Source organism: Thermomonas sp. XSG, assembly GCF_014678725.1.
Lineage (GTDB): Bacteria > Pseudomonadota > Gammaproteobacteria > Xanthomonadales > Xanthomonadaceae > Thermomonas.
On record NZ_CP061497.1, the window covers coordinates 2,305,891 to 2,322,301 of the forward strand.

The window sequence follows — 16,411 nt, forward strand, 5'->3', positions numbered from 1 at the left end:
CCGATGGGGCTGGACCCGCGCCCGCGCGCGATCGCGTTGATGGGCCCGACCGCGTCGGGCAAGAGCGCGTATGCCATCGCGCTGGCGCGGCGTCTCGGCGGCGAGATCGTCAGCGTCGATTCGGCGCTGGTCTATCGCCGCCTCGACATCGGTGCGGCCAAGCCCACCCGCGAAGAGCAGGCGCTGGTGCCGCACCACCTGATCGACCTGCGCGAGCCATGGCAACCGTATTCGGCGGCGGAGTTCGCGATGGATGCGAAACGCGCCATCGACGGGATCGTCGCGCGTGGCCGGCTGCCGATCCTGGCGGGTGGCACCGGTCTGTATTTCCAAGCGTTGCTGGATGGTCTGTCCGACATGCCGGCAGCCGATCCGGCGCTGCGCGCCGCGCTTGCGGAGGAGGCCGGCGTGCGCGGCTGGGCCGCGCTGCATGCCGACTTGGCGCGGATCGATCCCGCCGCCGCCGCGCGCGTCCACGCCACCGACGCCCAGCGCATCCAGCGCGCGCTGGAGGTGTACCGGCTCAGCGGGCGCAGCATCAGCGACTGGCAGCGCACGGCCTCCGGCCAGCGCCTGCCGCTGTGCACGCTGAAGCTGGTGTTGGCGCCGCCGCACCGCGCCGACCTGCATGCCCGCATCGAGGCCCGTTTCGACGCGATGCTGGCCGAGGGCTTCCTCGATGAGGTGCGCGCGCTGCGCGCGCTGCCGGAACTTGCCGCGCATCCGCAGCCGCTGGACCTGCCGGCGTTGCGCGCGGTGGGCTACCGGCAAGCCTGGGAGTATCTGGACGGCGCGTCGTCGCGGTCCGGGTTCCGCGAGCGCGCCATCGCCGCCACCCGCCAGCTCGCCAAGCGCCAGTTCACCTGGCTGCGCGGTGAGCTGGATGCGCGCTGGTTCGACCCTGCACTGCAACGCGATGCGCTGGACGCGGCGGTGGACAGGTTCCTGGGTCGTTCCTGCGTGGCGTAGGCACGCGCGTACGCCCGCGCCATGGGGCAAGGACTCCGCCGTTCCCCCGGAGCTGACTCCTGCGTTAACATCGGGGTGCACCCGCCGCGATGGACGGGTGCGGGGCGGGGATCGCCGCAGGCGTCGGCCCACGACAACAACAAACAACAACGCACGACAGTACGGGGAATCCATGACGAAGTCGCAGTCCTTGCAGGATCCGTTCCTGAACGCTTTGCGCCGCGAGCGCGTACCGGTGTCCATCTACCTGGTCAACGGCATCAAGCTGCAGGGCACCATCGAGTCCTTCGACCAGTTCGTCATCCTGCTGCGCAACACCGTCAGCCAGATGGTCTACAAGCACGCGATTTCCACCGTGGTGCCGGCGCGCAACGTGCGCCTGGGCGGGGCGGGGGAATCCGGCGATGCCGGCGAGCCCGTGCAGCCGCAGGTCGAAGCCGACTGACCCGGTCGCGGCGCGGGCTTGCAATCGCGGGCTGTCGCCCGCACTTACCTCCCGATGCCGACCCAATTGTTCGAACGCTCGCGCGGCGGTGAAAACGCGCTGCTGATCCAGCCCCACGCCGGCGGCCCGCCGGCCGAAGGCGTGCTGGAGGAATTCGCCGAGCTGGCGCGGTCTGCCGGTGCGCGCGTGCTGGCCACGCTGCCGGCGCGGATCGACAAGCCCAATCCGTCGATCCTGATCGGCACCGGCAAGCTCGAGGAGGTCAGGGCTGCCTGCGAGGCTACCGGTGCCGACCTGGTGCTGGTCAACCACGCACTCACGCCGATCCAGGAACGCAACCTGGAAAAAGCGCTGGAACGGCGGGTGGTGGACCGCACCGGGCTGATCCTGGACATCTTCGCCCAGCGGGCGCGCAGCCACGAGGGCAAGCTGCAGGTCGAACTGGCGCAGTTGCGCCACATGGCGACCCGACTGGTGCGCGGCTGGACCCACCTGGAGCGCCAACGTGGCGGTTCGATCGGCCTGCGCGGGCCCGGCGAAACCCAGCTGGAAACCGACCGCCGGCTCCTGCAGAAGCGCATGGAAATGCTGCAGAAGCGGCTGGAGAAGGTCGAGGTGCAGCACACCCAGATGCGCCGCGCGCGGGTGCGCAGCGAACTGCCGCGGGTGGCGCTGGTGGGCTACACCAACGCCGGCAAGTCGACCCTGTTCAATGCGCTGACCGGCGCCGATGCGTATGCCGCCGACCAGCTGTTCGCCACCCTGGATCCCACCGTGCGCAGGATCATGCTGCCGGGGGGCGGCGTGGTGCTGGCCGATACCGTCGGTTTCGTGCGCGACCTGCCGCACGAACTGGTGGCCGCGTTCCGCTCCACCCTGAGCGAGGCGCGTGAAGCCGACCTGTTGCTGCACGTCATCGATGCCGACGATCCGCTGCGCGACGAACGCATGGCCCAGGTCGATGCGGTGCTGCACGAGATCGGTGCCGGTGACATTCCGCAGCTGCTGGTGTTCAACAAGATCGACCGCATCGAAGGCGCGCAGCCGCGGATCGACGCGCGCGGCGAAGCGCGCGCCGCGGTCTGGCTGTCGGCGCGCGACGGACTGGGGCTGGACCTGCTGCGCGACGCCTTGGGCGAACGCCTCGGCCTGCGCCGCGTGGTCGGCGAGGTACACCTGCCCACCGACGCCGGCCGCCTGCGCGCGCGCCTGCACGCGCTGGACGCGGTCCGCGCCGAACACCACGAAGCGGACGGCTGGCGCCTGTCGATCGACCTGCCGCAGGCCGACGCCGCGCGGCTGGCGGCCCAATCCGACGGCGCGCCGCTGCGCGCGCTGCTGCCGGAGGAACCGGAGTTTCCGGATGAGCCCCACCCGGCGGACCGCTTCTCAGTAGAATCAGGCACATGACGACACAAAACAGCGGCCCGCGCGGGCCCAAATCGGTCTGGATGGCGTGGAACCGGCCCGGCGGCAATTCCGGCCGGTCCATGGGCGGTGGCTTTGGACGGTTGCTGGACAAGCTGCCGGACTTCGGCGGTGGCGGTAGCCCGTTGCGCTGGATAGGACTGGCGTTTGCGCTGTGGCTGGCGTTCAACTGCTTCGTGCTGATTGCCGAACAGCAGCGCGGGGTGGTGCTGCGCTTCGGCATGTTCGACCGAGTGATGCAGCCCGGCCCGAGCTTCAAGCTGCCGTGGCCGATCGAGCGCGTCATCAAGGTCAACGCCACCCAGATCAAGAACTATGAAGACCGCGTGCCGGTGCTGACCAGCGACGAGAACATCGTCGAGGTCGCGGTAAACGTGCAGTACCGCGTGGCCGATCCGAAGCTGTACCTGTTCGGCACCCGCGACGGCGACGAAGTGCTGCGTCAGGCCGCGCTGAGCACCGTGCGCGAGCAGGTGGGCCGTTCCACCCTCGATACCGTGCTGGGCGCGCGCGAGCAGCTGGCGGTAGGGGCGCGCGAGCGCCTGCAGAAGTCGCTGGAGGCCTATCGCACCGGTCTGGTGGTGACGGAACTCAATCTGCCGGACGCGCGTCCGCCGCAACAGGTCAAGCCGGCGTTCGACGACGTCAACAGCGCCCAGCAGGACAAGGAGCGGCTGATCTCGGAATCCCGCGCCTACGCCGCCAAGGTGGTGCCGGAAGCGCGCGGCCAGGCCGCGCGCGTGCGCACCGTGGCGGAAGGCTACAAGACCGCCGAGATCGCCCGCGCCACCGGTGACGCCGAGCGTTTCAGCCTGCTGGTGGCCCAGTACAAGGACGCGCCGGAAGTGACCCGCAAGCGCCTGTGGCTGGAAACCGTGCAGGACGTGCTGGCGCGCAACCGCAAGATCGTCGGTGGCGACGGTCGCCAGCTGATCTACGTGCCGATGGATGGCGGCGCCAAGCAGGCACCCGCGCAGGCGGTGCTTCCCGAACTGTTGTCGCCGACGGTCGAAGCCGCCGCGCCGGAGGCGCAGGCGCGCCCGGGCCGCAGCGGCCGTCCCGCCGGTCGTGAGGAGAGCGTGCGATGAGGTTCCCCGGATGGATGGCGGCGGTGGTTGCCGCGCTGGTGCTGCTGATGGGCTCGGTGTTCGTGGTCAGCGAAGGCCATACCGCGATCGTGTTGAACCTCGGCCGCGTGTCGCGGGTCGATCTGGGCCCCGGCCTGCACTTCAAGTGGCCGCTGGTGGAAACCGCGCGGGTGTTCGACAAGCGCCTGCAGGTGCTGCCTGCCGAGCCGGAGCGCTACCTGACCTCCGAGCGCAAGGACGTCAGCGTGGACTTCTTCGCGGTCGGCCAGATCCAGGATGCGCGCGCTTTCTATCGCGCCACCGGCGGCGACGAGGGCGCGGCGGTAGATCGCCTGGCGCCGATCATCAAGGACGCGCTGCGCAACGAGATCAACGCGCGGACGCTGCAGCAGGCGGTGTCGGGCGACCGTACCGAGATCGTCAAGAGCCAGCTGGACATCATCAACAAGGGTGCGGCCACGCTCGGCGTGCGGATCATCGACCTGCGCATCAAGCAGCTCGACCTGCCCACCGACAGCCGCGTCATCGATGACGTCTACAACCGCATGCGCGCCCAGCGCCAGCAGGTGGCCAGCCGCCTGCGCGCGGAGGGCGAGGAGCAGGCCAACGAGATCCGCGCCGGCGCCGACCGCGACCAGCAGGTGATCCTGGCCGAGGCCGAGCGCGATGCGCAGAAGCTGCGCGGTGAAGGCGATGCCGAGGCCGCGCGCATCTACGCCGATGCAGCCAACCGCGATCCGTCCTTCTACGCATTCCAGCGCAGCCTGGAGGCTTACCGCAGGGCGTTCTCCGGCGGTGAAAGCGTGATCGTGCTGGAGCGCAACGACCCGTTCCTGCAGTACATGCGCAGCGACCGCTGATGACGCCCTCCGTGAAGGCGTTCTCCAGGCACCTGCATAGCCGTGGCTGACCTCTGGGCCGCACTCTGCCTGGTGGCGGTCATCGAAGGCCTGTTCCTGTTCGCCGCGCCCGGTGCCTGGAAGCGTGCCGCGGCGCAGCTGCTGAACCTGCCCGACGAGCACGTGCGCCGGATCGGCGGCATAGTGCTGGCGCTCGGACTGGTGTCGCTGTGGGTGGTGCGCGGCTGAGTCTTGCCTCCGGTCTGACGCGTCATCCGGGGGCCTGAACGGCGGCCTGCGCCGGGTTCGCGGCTGCCTTCATAAGCGGGTAGAATGCGCAAAAGCCGGGGTTCGCCTCGGCTTTTTCCGTGTCTGGCGTTCCCGCCGCCGCGGGCCGCCCCGATGGCAGCCCGCAAACGGTGGCAGGCTTGCCGGCACACCCATCCAGCGGCCCCGATGGCCGCCAGAAAACAAGGAGTTGCGGCCATGGGCCAGTCGGTCGTGGTGTTGGGCGCCCAGTGGGGCGATGAGGGCAAGGGCAAGATCGTTGACCTGCTGACCGAGGACATCGGTGCGGTGGTGCGCTTCCAGGGCGGCCACAACGCCGGCCACACCCTGGTCATCAACGGCAAGAAGACGGTGCTGCACCTGATCCCGTCGGGCATCCTGCGCGAAGGCGCCCTGTGCCTGATCGGCAACGGCGTGGTGATCTCGCCGGCCGCCCTGCGCAAGGAGATCGAGGAACTCGAGTCCGCCGGTGTCGACGTGCGCAGCCGCCTGAAGATCTCGCCGGCCGCGCCGCTGATCATGCCTTACCACATCGCGCTGGATCAGGCGCGCGAGAAGGCCGCCGGCGGCAAGGCCATCGGCACCACCGGCCGCGGCATCGGCCCGGCCTACGAGGACAAGGTGGCGCGCCGCGGCATCCGCATCGCCGACCTGCACTATCCCGAGCAACTGGCCGAGAAGCTGCGCTCCGCGCTCGATTACCACAACTTCGTGCTGACCAAGTACCTGGGCGTGGAGCCGGTGGATTTCGACACCGTGTATGCCGAGGCGCTGGCGTTCGGCGAATACGTCGAGCCGATGAAGTCGGACGTGGCCGGCATCTGCCACGAGCTGCGCAAGCAGGGCAAGCGGGTGCTGTTCGAGGGCGCGCAGGGCGCGCTGCTGGACATCGACCACGGCACCTATCCCTACGTCACCAGCTCCAACACCACCACCGGCGGCGCGCTGGCCGGCGCGGGCGTGGGCGCGGACGCGATCGACTACGTGCTGGGCATCGCCAAGGCGTATGCGACGCGCGTTGGCGGCGGCCCGTTCCCGACCGAGCTCGACGACGAGGTCGGCCAGGGCATCCGTGACCGCGGCGCCGAGTACGGCGCGTCGACCGGGCGTCCGCGCCGCTGCGGCTGGATGGACATCGTGGCGCTCAAGCGCGCTGTGGCGATCAACGGCATCAGCGGCCTGTGCATCACCAAGCTCGACGTGCTGGACGGCATGGAGACGCTGAAGATGTGCATCGCCTACGAATACCGCGGCAAGCGCACCGAATATGCACCGCTGGATGCGCAGGGCTGGGAAGAAATCACCCCGGTGTACCTGGAGTTCCCGGGCTGGAGCGAGAACACCCACGGCATCACCGAATGGGACAAGCTGCCGCCGGCGGCGCGTGCCTACCTGCGTGCGCTGGAGGAGCTGGCGGGGTGCCCGATCTCGATCGTCAGCACCGGCCCGGACCGCGACCACACCATGGTGCTGCGCGACCCGTTCGCCTGAGTCGGGCGCAATGAAGAACGGCCGTCCCGCGCGAGCGTGGCCGGCCGTTTGCGTTTCAGGCCTCGGGCGTCAGGCGAAGGCGTCGAGCAGGGTGCCCAGCGCATCCTCGCGGGCGCGGAACGCCGAGGTGTTGGCGGCGAAGGCCTGCGCGGCGTCGCGCGCCTCGACCGCGTCGGCCACCACGGCGTCGTCGCCGTCGTTGCGCATGCCGGTGGCGACGACGCGTGCCTGCACGCCCCCGTCCGGGGACGCCGACTGCACCACGCCGAGGCGATCGAACCCGTCGGTCTGCCGATTCGCCGTGTTGCTGGCCGCGGCCTGCATCCGCTGCGCGGCGGCATGCATGCCGGACAGGGAACTGTTGGAAGAGACGCCGGTGAGGGCCATGGCGGGCCGCCTGGTTGCGGGGAACACGCCGCACTCTACGCTTCCGCGAGGCCGGAAACGGCGACCGCCGTTGTGTTTTGACGATGCGCAGGGGCGCGCCGACGGGCGGCTGGACGCGCTATCCTGCTGCGATGCAGCACACCCATTCCCGTTCCAATGTCGTCCCGCACCCCGGCGAGGAGCTCGCCAACGCGCTGACCCACGGCGTGGGCGCTGCCGCCGCGCTGGCCGGCGGCGCGGTGCTGGTCACCCTGGTCGCGATCTACGGCGACGGCTGGCAGCTGGCCGGGGCCATCGTCTTCGGCGTGGCGCTACTGCTGCTCTACACCGCCTCCACCCTGTACCACGCGATCTCGCATCCGGTGGTCAAGGGCCGGCTGAAGGTGTTCGACCACTGTGCGATCTACCTGCTGATCGCCGGCACCTACACGCCGTTCACCCTGGTGGGCCTGCGCGGCCCCACCGGCTGGTGGCTGTTCGGCACGATCTGGACGCTGGCACTGGCCGGGGTGGTGTTCAAGCTGTTCTACACCGGTCGCTTCAAGCGCCTGTCGACGCTGATCTACATCGGCATGGGCTGGCTGGTGATCCTGGCGGCCAAGCCCATGCTGCACGCGCTCGGCGGCGGTTCGCTGGCGTGGCTGCTGGCCGGCGGCGTGGCCTATACCGCCGGCACGTTCTTCTACATGCGCCCGCAGCTGCGCTGGTCGCATGCGATCTGGCACGGCTTCGTGATCGCCGGCAGCGTCTGCCACTACGTCGCGGTGCTGCTGCACTTGCTGTAACAGCGAACGGCGCGCATGACTTCCGGCGGTGTGCGCTGCCGGGCGCAGGCCGGATGATCGGGCTTCGTATCCATCGCCCCGAGGAAGATCCATGCGCCGCATCCTGACAATCGCCATCGCGCTCGCCCTGGCCGGCGCCGGCGGCGCCGCATACGCGCAGTCCATCGCTGCCGCCCCCGCCTCGGCTCCGGTGGTGGTGACGACACAGCTGCCGCGCGATGTCCGTCCGACCAATTACGACATCGAAGTGGAGCCGCATGCGGACCGCATGGCGTTCGACGGCAAGGTGCGGATCAACGTCGACGTGCTGGCGCCCACACGCAGCATCACCCTGAACGCGGGCGACCTCGAGTTCGGCACGGTCCGGCTGGCGCGCGCCAACGGCAAGGCACTGGCGCCGAAGACCAGCGTCGACGCCGCGGCGCAGACGGCGACCTTCAGCTTCGACCAGACCCTGCCGGTGGGCAGCTACCTGCTGACGATCGAATACAAGGGCAAGATCGGCACCCAGGCCAACGGCCTGTTCGCGCTGGACTATCCGACCGAAGCCGGCAAGAAACGCGCGCTCTATACCCAGTTCGAGAACTCCGATGCGCGCCGCTTCATCCCCTCCTGGGACGAGCCGGCGCACAAGGCCACGTTCCGGCTGGCGGTGACCGCGCCGTCCGCGCAGATGGTGGTCAGCAACATGCCGGTGGCCAGCACGCACGGCCTGGGCGACGGGCGCACGCTGACCCTGTTCAAGCCGACGCCGAAGATGTCGACCTACCTGCTGTTCCTGTCGGTGGGCGAATTCGATCGCGCCATCCTTGCCGACAACGGCGTGGAGATCGGCGTGATCGCACAGAAGGGCAAGGTGGAGCAGGCGCGCTTCGCCCTGGAGGCCAGCCGCGACGTGCTGCGCGAGTTCAACGACTACTTCGGCGTGGAATATCCGCTGCCGAAGCTGGACAACATCGCCGCCCCGGGGCGCAGCCAGTTCTTCAGCGCGATGGAGAACTGGGGCGCGATCTTCACCTTCGAAGCCTCGCTGCTGCTCGATCCGGCGACGTCCAACGTTTCCGACCAGCAGCGCGTGTTCACCACCGCCGCGCACGAGATCGCCCACCAGTGGTTCGGCAACCTGGTGACCATGGCCTGGTGGGACGACCTGTGGTTGAACGAAGGTTTCGCCACCTGGATGGAGGGCCGCACCACCCGCAAGCTGCATCCGGAATGGGACGTCGACAGCGTCGATGCGGCCTTCACCAGCCGCGGCGCTATGGGCCAGGACGCGTTCGCCACCACCCACCCGGTGGTGCAGCACGTAGCGACGGTGGAGCAGGCCAGCCAGGCCTTCGATGGCATCACCTACGGCAAGGGCGCGGCGGTGATCGCGATGCTGGAGGATTATGTGGGCGAGGACGCCTGGCGCAACGGCGTGCGCAGCTACATCGGCAACCACGCCTACGGCAATGCGGTGACCGACCAACTGTGGGACGAGATCGAAAAAGCCGCACCCGGCAAGCAGTTCGTCGCGGTCGCGCATGACTTCACCCTGCAGCCGGGCGTGCCGCTGATCAAGGCGAGCAGTGCCTGCGTCGGCGGCAGCACCCGCGTGCAGCTGGAGCAGGGCGAGTACACCGTGGACCGCCCCGACAAGACGCCGCTGCGCTGGCGCGTGCCGGTCAGCGTGCGCGGTGGCGAAGGCAAGGCGGTGCGCGTGCTGGTGGACGGCAAGGCCAGCGTGACCCTGCCCGGCTGCGACGCGCCGGCGCTGGTGAATGCCGGGCAGAAGGGCTACTTCCGCACGCTGTACGCACCGGCCCAGTTCAAGGCGCTGCGCAGCGGCTTCGCCACCCTGCCGGTGGTCGACCAGATGGGCCTGATGCTGGATACCGGCGCGCTGGCCGCGGTCGGCCTGCAGCCGGAATCCGACAGCCTGGACCTGGCCATGCAGGTGCCGGCCGAGGCGGCGCCGGAGCTGTGGCAGATGGTGGCCGGCTCGCTCGGTGGCCTGGATGATCTGTTCAAGGGCGATGCCAAGCGCCAGGCTGCGATCCATGCCTTCGCGATCAAGCGGCTGGCGCCGAAGTTCGCCCAGCTGGGCTGGGACAACCGTGCCGGCGACTCTGCCGCCACCCGGCAGCTGCGCAACAGCCTGATTTCGACCCTGGGCGAACTGGGCGATGCCGGGGTGCTGGCGGAAGCGCGCCGGCGCTTCGATGCGTTCCTGGTCGATCCCGCTTCGCTGTCACCGGACCTGCGCCGCACCGTGCTGGGCATGATGGCGCGCAATGCCGATACCGCCACCTGGGAGCGATTGCACGCGCTGGCGCGGCAGGAGAAGTCCTCGATGCTGCGCGACCAGTACTACGGCCTGCTGGCGCGGGCCAAGGACAAGGCGCTGGCGCAGCGCGCGCTGGACATGACGCTGACCGACGAACCCGGCGCCACCAACGGTGCGGCGATGATCTCCGCGGTGTCGTGGGAACACGCCGATCTGGCCTTCGATTTCGCCGTCGCCCACCGCGAGCAGGTGGACAAGCTGGTCGACTCCACCTCGCGCGCGCGCTTCTATCCCGGGCTCGGTGGCAGTGCCAGCGACCTGTCTATGGTGGAGAAGATCAATGCCTTCGCCGAAGCGCATATCGCCCCCACGTCGCGTCGCGATGCCGAGCGCGTGGTCAACGGCATCCAGACCCGGGTCAAGCTGCGCCAGCAGCGGCTGCCGCAGGTCGATGCGTGGTTGAAGCAGCAGGGCGTGTGACCGCTGTTGCGCCTGCAGGAAATGAAGAGGCCCCGCGATGCGGGGCCTCTCTTTTTTGCCGTTCGGGACAACGCCGACTCAGAAGCTGTATTCCGCCAGCAGGGTGAAGGCACGGCCACGCGGGTCGGCGATGCGCGGCTCCCACGCTGCACCTGCCGCGAAGTCGTTCTGGTGCGCGGTGAACGGCGGGTCGGTGTCGAACAGGTTCTTCACGCCGAGGGCGAGCTTGAGCTTGTCGATGCCCGTCCAAGTCACGCTGTAGTTGTAGGTGGTGTAGCTCTCCACGTTGGGCGTCCACGCCGGCGGGATGTAGTTGTTGCTGCGCACGCTGTTGGGCAGTTCGTCCTCGTAGCCGTCGCGGTAGATCTGGGTCAGGCTGTGCGACCAGTCACCGCGGCTGTAGCTGAAGTTGAGCGTGTGCTTCCACTGGATCGGCAGGTTGTAGTAGCGCACATAGGTGCCAACCAGGTTGTCGGTGTAGGGCAGCGTGTCCAGCGCCTTGGTGCGGAAGTGGGTGATCAGGCTGCCGTTGAGGTTGAGGTTCCAGCGACCGCCCGCGAGCTCGCCGTTGAGGTTGGCGTCCAGTTCGACGCCGCGCATCAGGCTGCCACCGGAATTGATGAAGCGGCGGTCGATCTGCACCACCTGGCCGTTGGCATCGCGGATCCAGTTCGCCTCGAACAGGTCGTAGTACTGGATCAGGGTGTCGCGCGGCGCCGCGCGGATCGTGTCCTCGCGCTCGATCTCCCACCAGTCCAGTGCCAGGTTGAACTGCGCCATCGGCGACCACACCAGGCCGAAGCTGCGCTGGGTGGAGGTCTCGGGCTTCAGGTCGGCCTTGCCACCGAACAGCTCGTCCGGGCGGATGGTTTCGCAGCCGGCGACGTTCGGATTGGCCTTCCCGCCGGGGCAGGTCTTCGGGTCCGCCAGGTCCAGGCCGGTGTACTGGACTTCGCTGACGCCGTTGAACAACTGGTTGAACGAAGGCACCTTGAAACCGGTGCTGTAGGCGCCGCGGAACAGCAGCGTGTCCATCGGCTGGTACCTGAACGATACCTTCGGGTTGGTGGTGCCGCCGAAGCCGCTGTAATGGTCATAGCGCCCGGCCAGGTTGAGGTCGAAGCCCTTGAACACCGGCAGCTCGAACTCGACGTACGCCGCGGAGATGTCCCGGCTGACGTTGTCCAGCGCGTTGGCATCATCGAACGGGGCATTGAACACGGTGCGCTTGTCGGCGCGCTGGTCGCCGTTGAAGCGGAACTCCTCGCGGCGCAGGTCCACGCCTGCCGCCATCGCGATGCTGCCGGCGGGCAGGCGGAAGAAGCCCAGCTCGCCAGAGATCGAGGCGTCCAGCGAAGTGGTGATCGACTCGCCGCCGTACAGCGCCACGCCCCGCGCCGAGGCTGCATCGAGCGCCGCCATCGCTGCCGCGGACTGCGACTGGCCGGGTGCCAGGAACGGATTGATCAGGCCGCTGCCCAGCACCGTCTTCAGCGCGTCGGTGTAGTGGAAGCCGGTGCCCAGAATCGACTTGGACTTGCTGGAGGCGCGGGTCAGGCCGGCGTCGTAGCTCCAGTCGCCCAGCAGGCCGCCGATGCCGGCGACGAAGCGGTAGGCGTTGGTGGTGGTCTCGATCTGACGCGGGCCACAGGCCATGCAGCGCCAGCGGTAGGCGATCGGCGCGCCATAGGTCAGTTGGCCCGCGCCGAAGTAGCCGGCCAGGGCGTCGTAGACCTTGTCATAGGTCTCCTGGGTGGTGGCGTTCAGCGGGTACCAGGTGCTGGGGCCCAGCGAGGTGGCGGCAGTGCTGGTGCTGGAGGAGATCTGGTTGGGTTCGAAGGTCTTGGCTACCTCCACCCGCGATGCGGTCAGCTCCACGTAGGCCTGGTGCGCGCTGCCGATGTTGAAGGTGGCGCGGCCCACGAAATCTACGCTGTCCTGCGGCTGCTGGATCACCGCCGCCGCCGGGTAATCCCATGCGCAGGCGTAGCGGGAGGCCGGCACGCCCCAGAGGTCGTAGGCGTAGGGGCCCATGTCGGGGCCGGCCGCCTCGCAGCCTTCCGCGCCGGGCAGGTTGTAGATGTTGACTGCGGTCATGCGGGTGCTGCCACCACCCGGATCCAGCACGCCATTCCGGAGCATGCTGCTGGCGCCCACGCCGGAGCTGCCCAGGCTGAACACCGTGGCGAACGGCGTGCCGCGGGTGTCCGGCGACAGGCCGCGATCATGCTGGAAGGTGTTGGAGAAATCGCGGTCGTGTCCTTCCAGGATGGTGTTGCGCTTGACGCTGACGGTGCCGAAGGCGTTCCAGCCGTCACGGTCCAGGTCGCCGCGGCCGAACAGCAGGCTGCTGCGGTAGACATTGGCGCCGCCGGCTTCGGTGACGTCGACGAAGGCCGATACCTGCGCACCCTGGAAATCGCGCCGGGTGATGAAGTTGATCACGCCGCCGATGGCATCGGTGCCGTAGATAGCGGAAGCGCCATCGCGCAGCACCTCCACCCGCTCGATCGCGGCGAACGGGATCGCGTTGAGGTCGACCGCGCGGCCCTTCAGGCCGTGCGTGGCCACCCGGCGGCCGTTCAGCAGCACCAGCGTGGCATCGGCACCCTGGCCGCGCAGGTTGGCACCGGAAACGCCGTTGTTGCCGCGCTGGTCCTCATGGACGATGCCGGCATTGCTGGAGAGGTTGTCCGAACCGTTGCCGGCGATGTTCAGCTGCATCAACAGCTGCTCGGCCGAGGTGATGCCGGCGGCATCGATCTGCGCGCGGGTGACCGAGGTCACCGGCAGCGCCTGTTCGATTTCGGTGCGCTGGATGCGCGAACCGGTGACGGTCAGCCGGTCCAGCGTCCTGACCTTGCCGTCTGCGGCGGGCTGCTTGTCCTGGGCCTGCTGGGCCATCGCCGGCAGCGCAAGCGCAGCCAGCAGGGCGATGCAGAGCCGATGCTTGCCGGGTTTCGCACGGTTGTTCATGTATTCCCTCCCCAGGGATTGATTGGAAGTCGGCCGCTGCCCGATGGGCTGGCGCGCGGTCCTGCCGCCCCGCCCCGCGGAGCGATGCGACGGACACCTGCCCAATCTAGTCGGGAATGCGGTGCCGGGGAATAGCCGGGCCATCGCGGGCACCTGCACGTCGCGCCCGGGTCAGCTGGCGCGCACGGCTCGCCGCCGCCTGCTGCCGGGTAGCCGCATCGGTCAATCCACCGAGAATGTCCAGCTGCGCGGTGACAGTTTTTCTCCTGCGCGGCTGGTGAAGCCGCCGTCGGACTCGCTGTTCAGCAGCAACCGGTAGCGCGCGCCTGCTTCCAGCCTCACGGGGATCCGCAGCACCTGTTTCGCCTCGTCCCAAGCCGGCTTCCCGGTGACCGTCGGGACGTCGCCGAAGATCGCGATGCGCCCGTCCATCGGGCGGTCGAAATGCAGCTCCAGCACGCTGTCACCGGCGGCCAGTCGGGCGCCCTCGGCGGGCGACAGCGTGGTCAGCTGCGGCCCTTGTGCGAGAACGCGGGCCTGTTCCGCTGCCAATCGCTGTTGCTCCGCCACGATGCGGGCGCCGTTGTCCGCTGCCCAGTCGTCCAGCAGCGTGGCCACCGCGGGCGCGGTGCCGGCGTCGAAGCGCGGTTTGCCGGCGGCTTCGGCGGTGTCCAGCAGGTCCGCCAGTGCCGGTGTCCAGGGGAAGCCCTTGCCCTGGTCCTCTGCGATCGCGCGCCGCAAAACCGCTTCCTCGCCGTGCTGGCGCAGATAGCTGAGAGTGTTGGCGCGCACCAGTGACTCGTACAGCAGGATCCGCGGTTCGCCATAGGCCAGGCCGCGCATGGTCGGGGCGACGACGTCGAACAGCCGCTGCGCCGGCGCGGCGAGGACGCCCATGCTGTCGTCGACCCACGGGTTCAGGTAGACGTGGTGGAATTCGTGCACCAGCAGCGCCAGCTGCGCATCGGCCGGGTAATCGATGGCTTCGCCGGCGCGGATCGTGGGCGTGGCCAGCACGCCGTAGACCGTGTCACCCACGCGCACGGCGTAACTGTTGAGTCCGTCCAGCAGGCCCGGTACCACCACGAAGTGGTGGATGCCCTGCGCGGGCAGCCGCTGCGCGTACCAGCGCAGGTCCAGCCGTTGCTGCAGGTTGGCGCGGATGCGGGCTTCCACCTCGGCATGCACGGCGCGCTGGCCGGCGAAGAAGGCGCGGGCACCGGTGTCGCGTTCGAAGCGCTTGGCCGCCTGCAGGAAGCTGCGCAGTGACGCCCCGTCCCAGCGCGGGTCCAGGCTGTCCGGCCACGGGGCCAGCGGCAGCGCCGGCGACCAGTCGCTCGATGCGCCCATCAGGCCCGCTTCCACCACCGCGTTGTAGGCGATCCGGCGCTGCTCGCGCAGGGCACGCAGGGTGGCGACCGCAGGGTGGCCGCGGAACGGCGCGAAGTGCGCGTCCACCGCGCGGTCGTAGGCCTCGATGCCGCGAGCTTGGTATTCCTCGAAGCCGGCCAGCCTGGCCATCACCGCGGCGAGCTCGACCCGCGGGTCGACGCGGACTTCAATGGCTTGCGGCACCGCCGCCGTTGCGGAACCGATGCCACTGGCGGGCGCGGTGGCGGGGGCAAGGGCGCCGAGCAGGACGCCCAGCAGCAGGCGGTGACGGATCGTGTTCATGGGCGCGCAGCGGCAGGCGGCGCATGGCCGCGATTCCGGCAATCTAGGGCCCGGCGGGGCGGCGGGAAAGTGACGTCCGACAGGGGCAGGCCCACGCGACGACAGGCCCGCGCCGCGCTAGGTTGTCGTGGGTCAGGTCAGGGGTCTGCCGCCTGCAGGAACGCGGTGCCGATCTCGAGTGCGGTCTGGTAGGGCGTCGGCTCGTTGCGGTTGCTGAGCAGGATCACCGTCAGATGCTGTCCGGGCCAACGGATGATGGTGTTGCGGAAGCCGATGCTCTCGCCGGAATGCCATTGCCGGCTACCGTCTTCGTTCACCCGCCAGCCGTAGCCGTAGTAGGTCGCTTCCGGATCGCCGGAGACCTTCACCTGCTTGCCGAACGCGCGCGCGCGCATGGCGTCGTCGAGCAGGCGGTCGTCGTACAGCGCGGCGTCCCAGCGTGCCAGGTCGTCGATGTTGGAGTAGATGCCGCCGTCGCCGAGCACCGCGCTGTAGGCATTCTGGTCGGTGCGCTGCCAGATTCCGTCCTGTTCGCTGTAACCCCAGGCGCGATGGCGGATGGACGGGCCGTCGGCGACATAGGCCAGCGAGCTGCGCATGCCCAGCGGCTTGAAGATGCGGCTGCGCAGGAAGTCGGGAAAGCTCTGGCCGGAAGCGCGCTCCACCACCAGCGCAAGCAGGGCGTAGCCGCTGTTGCTGTAGCGATAGGTGCTGCCGGGCGTGAAGTTCAGCCGGTCCTGTTGTTCAAGCAAGGCCAGTACGCCGGCGTCGCTGATCTGGCCCGGGTAGGGCTTGGCCATCAGGTCTTCGTAATCCAGCACGCCGGACGTGTGATCGAGCAGGTGCTGCAGGGTGATGCCATCCGCTGCGGGCGGCAGGCTGGGCAGCCACCTGCGAACCGGGTCGTCGATCGAGAGCTTGCCCGATTGCGCCAGCAGCAGCACTGCCGCAGCCGTGAACTGCTTGCTCACCGACGCCAGCCGGTAATTGGTGGCGGGACTGCTCTTGGTGCCGCGCTCCAGGTCCGACCGCCCATAGCTGCGCCGCACGATGGCCTTGCCATCCTTCAGCACCAGCAGCGCGGCACCGGGCACATCGCCCTCGTAAGGCTGCATCAGTCGATCAATCACGGCCATGGGCGCGGGGCTTGCGGGCGCCGTTGCGGGAACGGGGTGTGCGCCTGCCGCGCGGGCCTGGGCCATCGCGGTGTCGGACTGCTGCGGCGCCGCCTGCGCGAGTAACGGCACCAGGCACAGCGCGGACAGCAGGACCATCCGCGGCATGCAGGACGC

General features: G+C 69.1%; 13 protein-coding genes. 9 read left to right on the forward strand and 4 right to left on the reverse strand.

Translation table 11 applies throughout. The features are described 5' to 3' along the window. Positions 1-3 precede the first annotated feature (3 nt). The 7 genes from miaA (at position 4) to ICG51_RS10945 (ending at position 6,548) form a co-directional block, all read left to right on the forward strand. On the forward strand, positions 4-969 hold the full coding sequence (gene miaA, locus ICG51_RS10915; RefSeq protein ID WP_190280388.1) for a tRNA (adenosine(37)-N6)-dimethylallyltransferase MiaA: 966 nt from the start codon (positions 4-6) through the stop codon (positions 967-969). Between the two features lie 172 nt (positions 970-1,141). Beyond that, positions 1,142-1,414 carry an RNA chaperone Hfq gene (gene hfq, locus ICG51_RS10920; protein WP_190280389.1) on the forward strand — a complete coding sequence of 91 codons (273 nt, stop codon included), beginning with the start codon at positions 1,142-1,144 and terminating at the stop codon, positions 1,412-1,414. Between the two features lie 66 nt (positions 1,415-1,480). After that, positions 1,481-2,824, forward strand: a complete 1,344-nt coding sequence (gene hflX, locus ICG51_RS10925; protein WP_190282453.1) for a ribosome rescue GTPase HflX — start codon at positions 1,481-1,483, stop codon at positions 2,822-2,824. A gap of 41 nt (positions 2,825-2,865) precedes the next feature. Next, positions 2,866-3,930: an FtsH protease activity modulator HflK gene (hflK, locus tag ICG51_RS10930; RefSeq protein ID WP_190282454.1), complete on the forward strand. Its 1,065-nt coding sequence runs from the start codon at positions 2,866-2,868 to the stop codon at positions 3,928-3,930. After that, on the forward strand, positions 3,927-4,790 hold the full coding sequence (hflC, locus tag ICG51_RS10935; RefSeq protein WP_190280390.1) for a protease modulator HflC: 864 nt from the start codon (positions 3,927-3,929) through the stop codon (positions 4,788-4,790). Before hflK ends, hflC begins: the two co-directional genes overlap by 4 nt. A 42-nt stretch (positions 4,791-4,832) precedes the next feature. Further along, complete coding sequence (locus ICG51_RS10940) at positions 4,833-5,018, forward strand: DUF2065 domain-containing protein (protein WP_190280391.1); 186 nt, start codon at positions 4,833-4,835, stop codon at positions 5,016-5,018. Between the two features lie 237 nt (positions 5,019-5,255). Beyond that, positions 5,256-6,548: an adenylosuccinate synthase gene (locus ICG51_RS10945; protein WP_190280392.1), complete on the forward strand. Its 1,293-nt coding sequence runs from the start codon at positions 5,256-5,258 to the stop codon at positions 6,546-6,548. Between the two features lie 69 nt (positions 6,549-6,617). Here ICG51_RS10945 and ICG51_RS10950 read toward each other — a convergent pair whose 3' ends face one another. Further along, positions 6,618-6,935, reverse strand: coding sequence for a hypothetical protein (locus ICG51_RS10950; RefSeq protein WP_190280393.1), 318 nt, complete (start codon positions 6,933-6,935; stop codon positions 6,618-6,620). Between the two features lie 131 nt (positions 6,936-7,066). Between ICG51_RS10950 and ICG51_RS10955 the strand changes: the two genes are divergently transcribed. Together ICG51_RS10955 and ICG51_RS10960 are read left to right on the forward strand one after the other, a co-directional pair. Further along, on the forward strand, positions 7,067-7,720 hold the full coding sequence (locus ICG51_RS10955) for a hemolysin III family protein (protein WP_190280394.1): 654 nt from the start codon (positions 7,067-7,069) through the stop codon (positions 7,718-7,720). 91 nt (positions 7,721-7,811) lie between these two features. Next, positions 7,812-10,469 carry a M1 family metallopeptidase gene (locus tag ICG51_RS10960; RefSeq protein ID WP_190280395.1) on the forward strand — a complete coding sequence of 886 codons (2,658 nt, stop codon included), beginning with the start codon at positions 7,812-7,814 and terminating at the stop codon, positions 10,467-10,469. 78 nt (positions 10,470-10,547) lie between these two features. Here the strand turns inward: ICG51_RS10960 and ICG51_RS10965 are convergent, their stop codons facing one another. The 3 genes from ICG51_RS10965 to ICG51_RS10975 form a co-directional block, all read right to left on the reverse strand. Beyond that, the gene (locus ICG51_RS10965) at positions 10,548-13,445 is read right to left on the reverse strand and encodes a TonB-dependent receptor (RefSeq protein ID WP_190280396.1); all 2,898 of its coding nucleotides are present in this window, start codon (positions 13,443-13,445) and stop codon (positions 10,548-10,550) included. A gap of 222 nt (positions 13,446-13,667) precedes the next feature. Then, complete coding sequence (locus tag ICG51_RS10970; RefSeq protein WP_190280397.1) at positions 13,668-15,119, reverse strand: DUF4932 domain-containing protein; 1,452 nt, start codon at positions 15,117-15,119, stop codon at positions 13,668-13,670. 137 nt (positions 15,120-15,256) lie between these two features. Further along, positions 15,257-16,255 (reverse strand): serine hydrolase domain-containing protein, encoded by a 999-nt coding sequence (locus ICG51_RS10975; protein WP_223809433.1) that lies wholly within the window; start codon positions 16,253-16,255, stop codon positions 15,257-15,259. Between the last annotated feature and the right edge of the window lie 156 nt (positions 16,256-16,411).

Excerpts from the sequence above, each read along its gene's own strand:
- miaA (WP_190280388.1), top strand. The coding sequence starts at position 4 with ATGGGGCTGGACCCGCGCCCGCGCGCGATCGCGTTGATGGGCCCGACC.
- hfq (WP_190280389.1), top strand. The coding sequence starts at position 1,142 with ATGACGAAGTCGCAGTCCTTGCAGGATCCGTTCCTGAACGCTTTGCGC.
- hflK (WP_190282454.1), top strand. The coding sequence starts at position 2,866 with ATGGCGTGGAACCGGCCCGGCGGCAATTCCGGCCGGTCCATGGGCGGT.
- hflC (WP_190280390.1), top strand. The coding sequence starts at position 3,927 with ATGAGGTTCCCCGGATGGATGGCGGCGGTGGTTGCCGCGCTGGTGCTG.
- ICG51_RS10945 (WP_190280392.1), top strand. The coding sequence starts at position 5,256 with ATGGGCCAGTCGGTCGTGGTGTTGGGCGCCCAGTGGGGCGATGAGGGC.
- ICG51_RS10950 (WP_190280393.1), bottom strand. The coding sequence starts at position 6,935 with ATGGCCCTCACCGGCGTCTCTTCCAACAGTTCCCTGTCCGGCATGCAT.
- ICG51_RS10955 (WP_190280394.1), top strand. The coding sequence starts at position 7,067 with ATGCAGCACACCCATTCCCGTTCCAATGTCGTCCCGCACCCCGGCGAG.
- ICG51_RS10960 (WP_190280395.1), top strand. The coding sequence starts at position 7,812 with ATGCGCCGCATCCTGACAATCGCCATCGCGCTCGCCCTGGCCGGCGCC.
- ICG51_RS10965 (WP_190280396.1), bottom strand. The coding sequence starts at position 13,445 with ATGAACAACCGTGCGAAACCCGGCAAGCATCGGCTCTGCATCGCCCTG.
- ICG51_RS10970 (WP_190280397.1), bottom strand. The coding sequence starts at position 15,119 with ATGAACACGATCCGTCACCGCCTGCTGCTGGGCGTCCTGCTCGGCGCC.
- ICG51_RS10975 (WP_223809433.1), bottom strand. The coding sequence starts at position 16,255 with ATGGCCGTGATTGATCGACTGATGCAGCCTTACGAGGGCGATGTGCCC.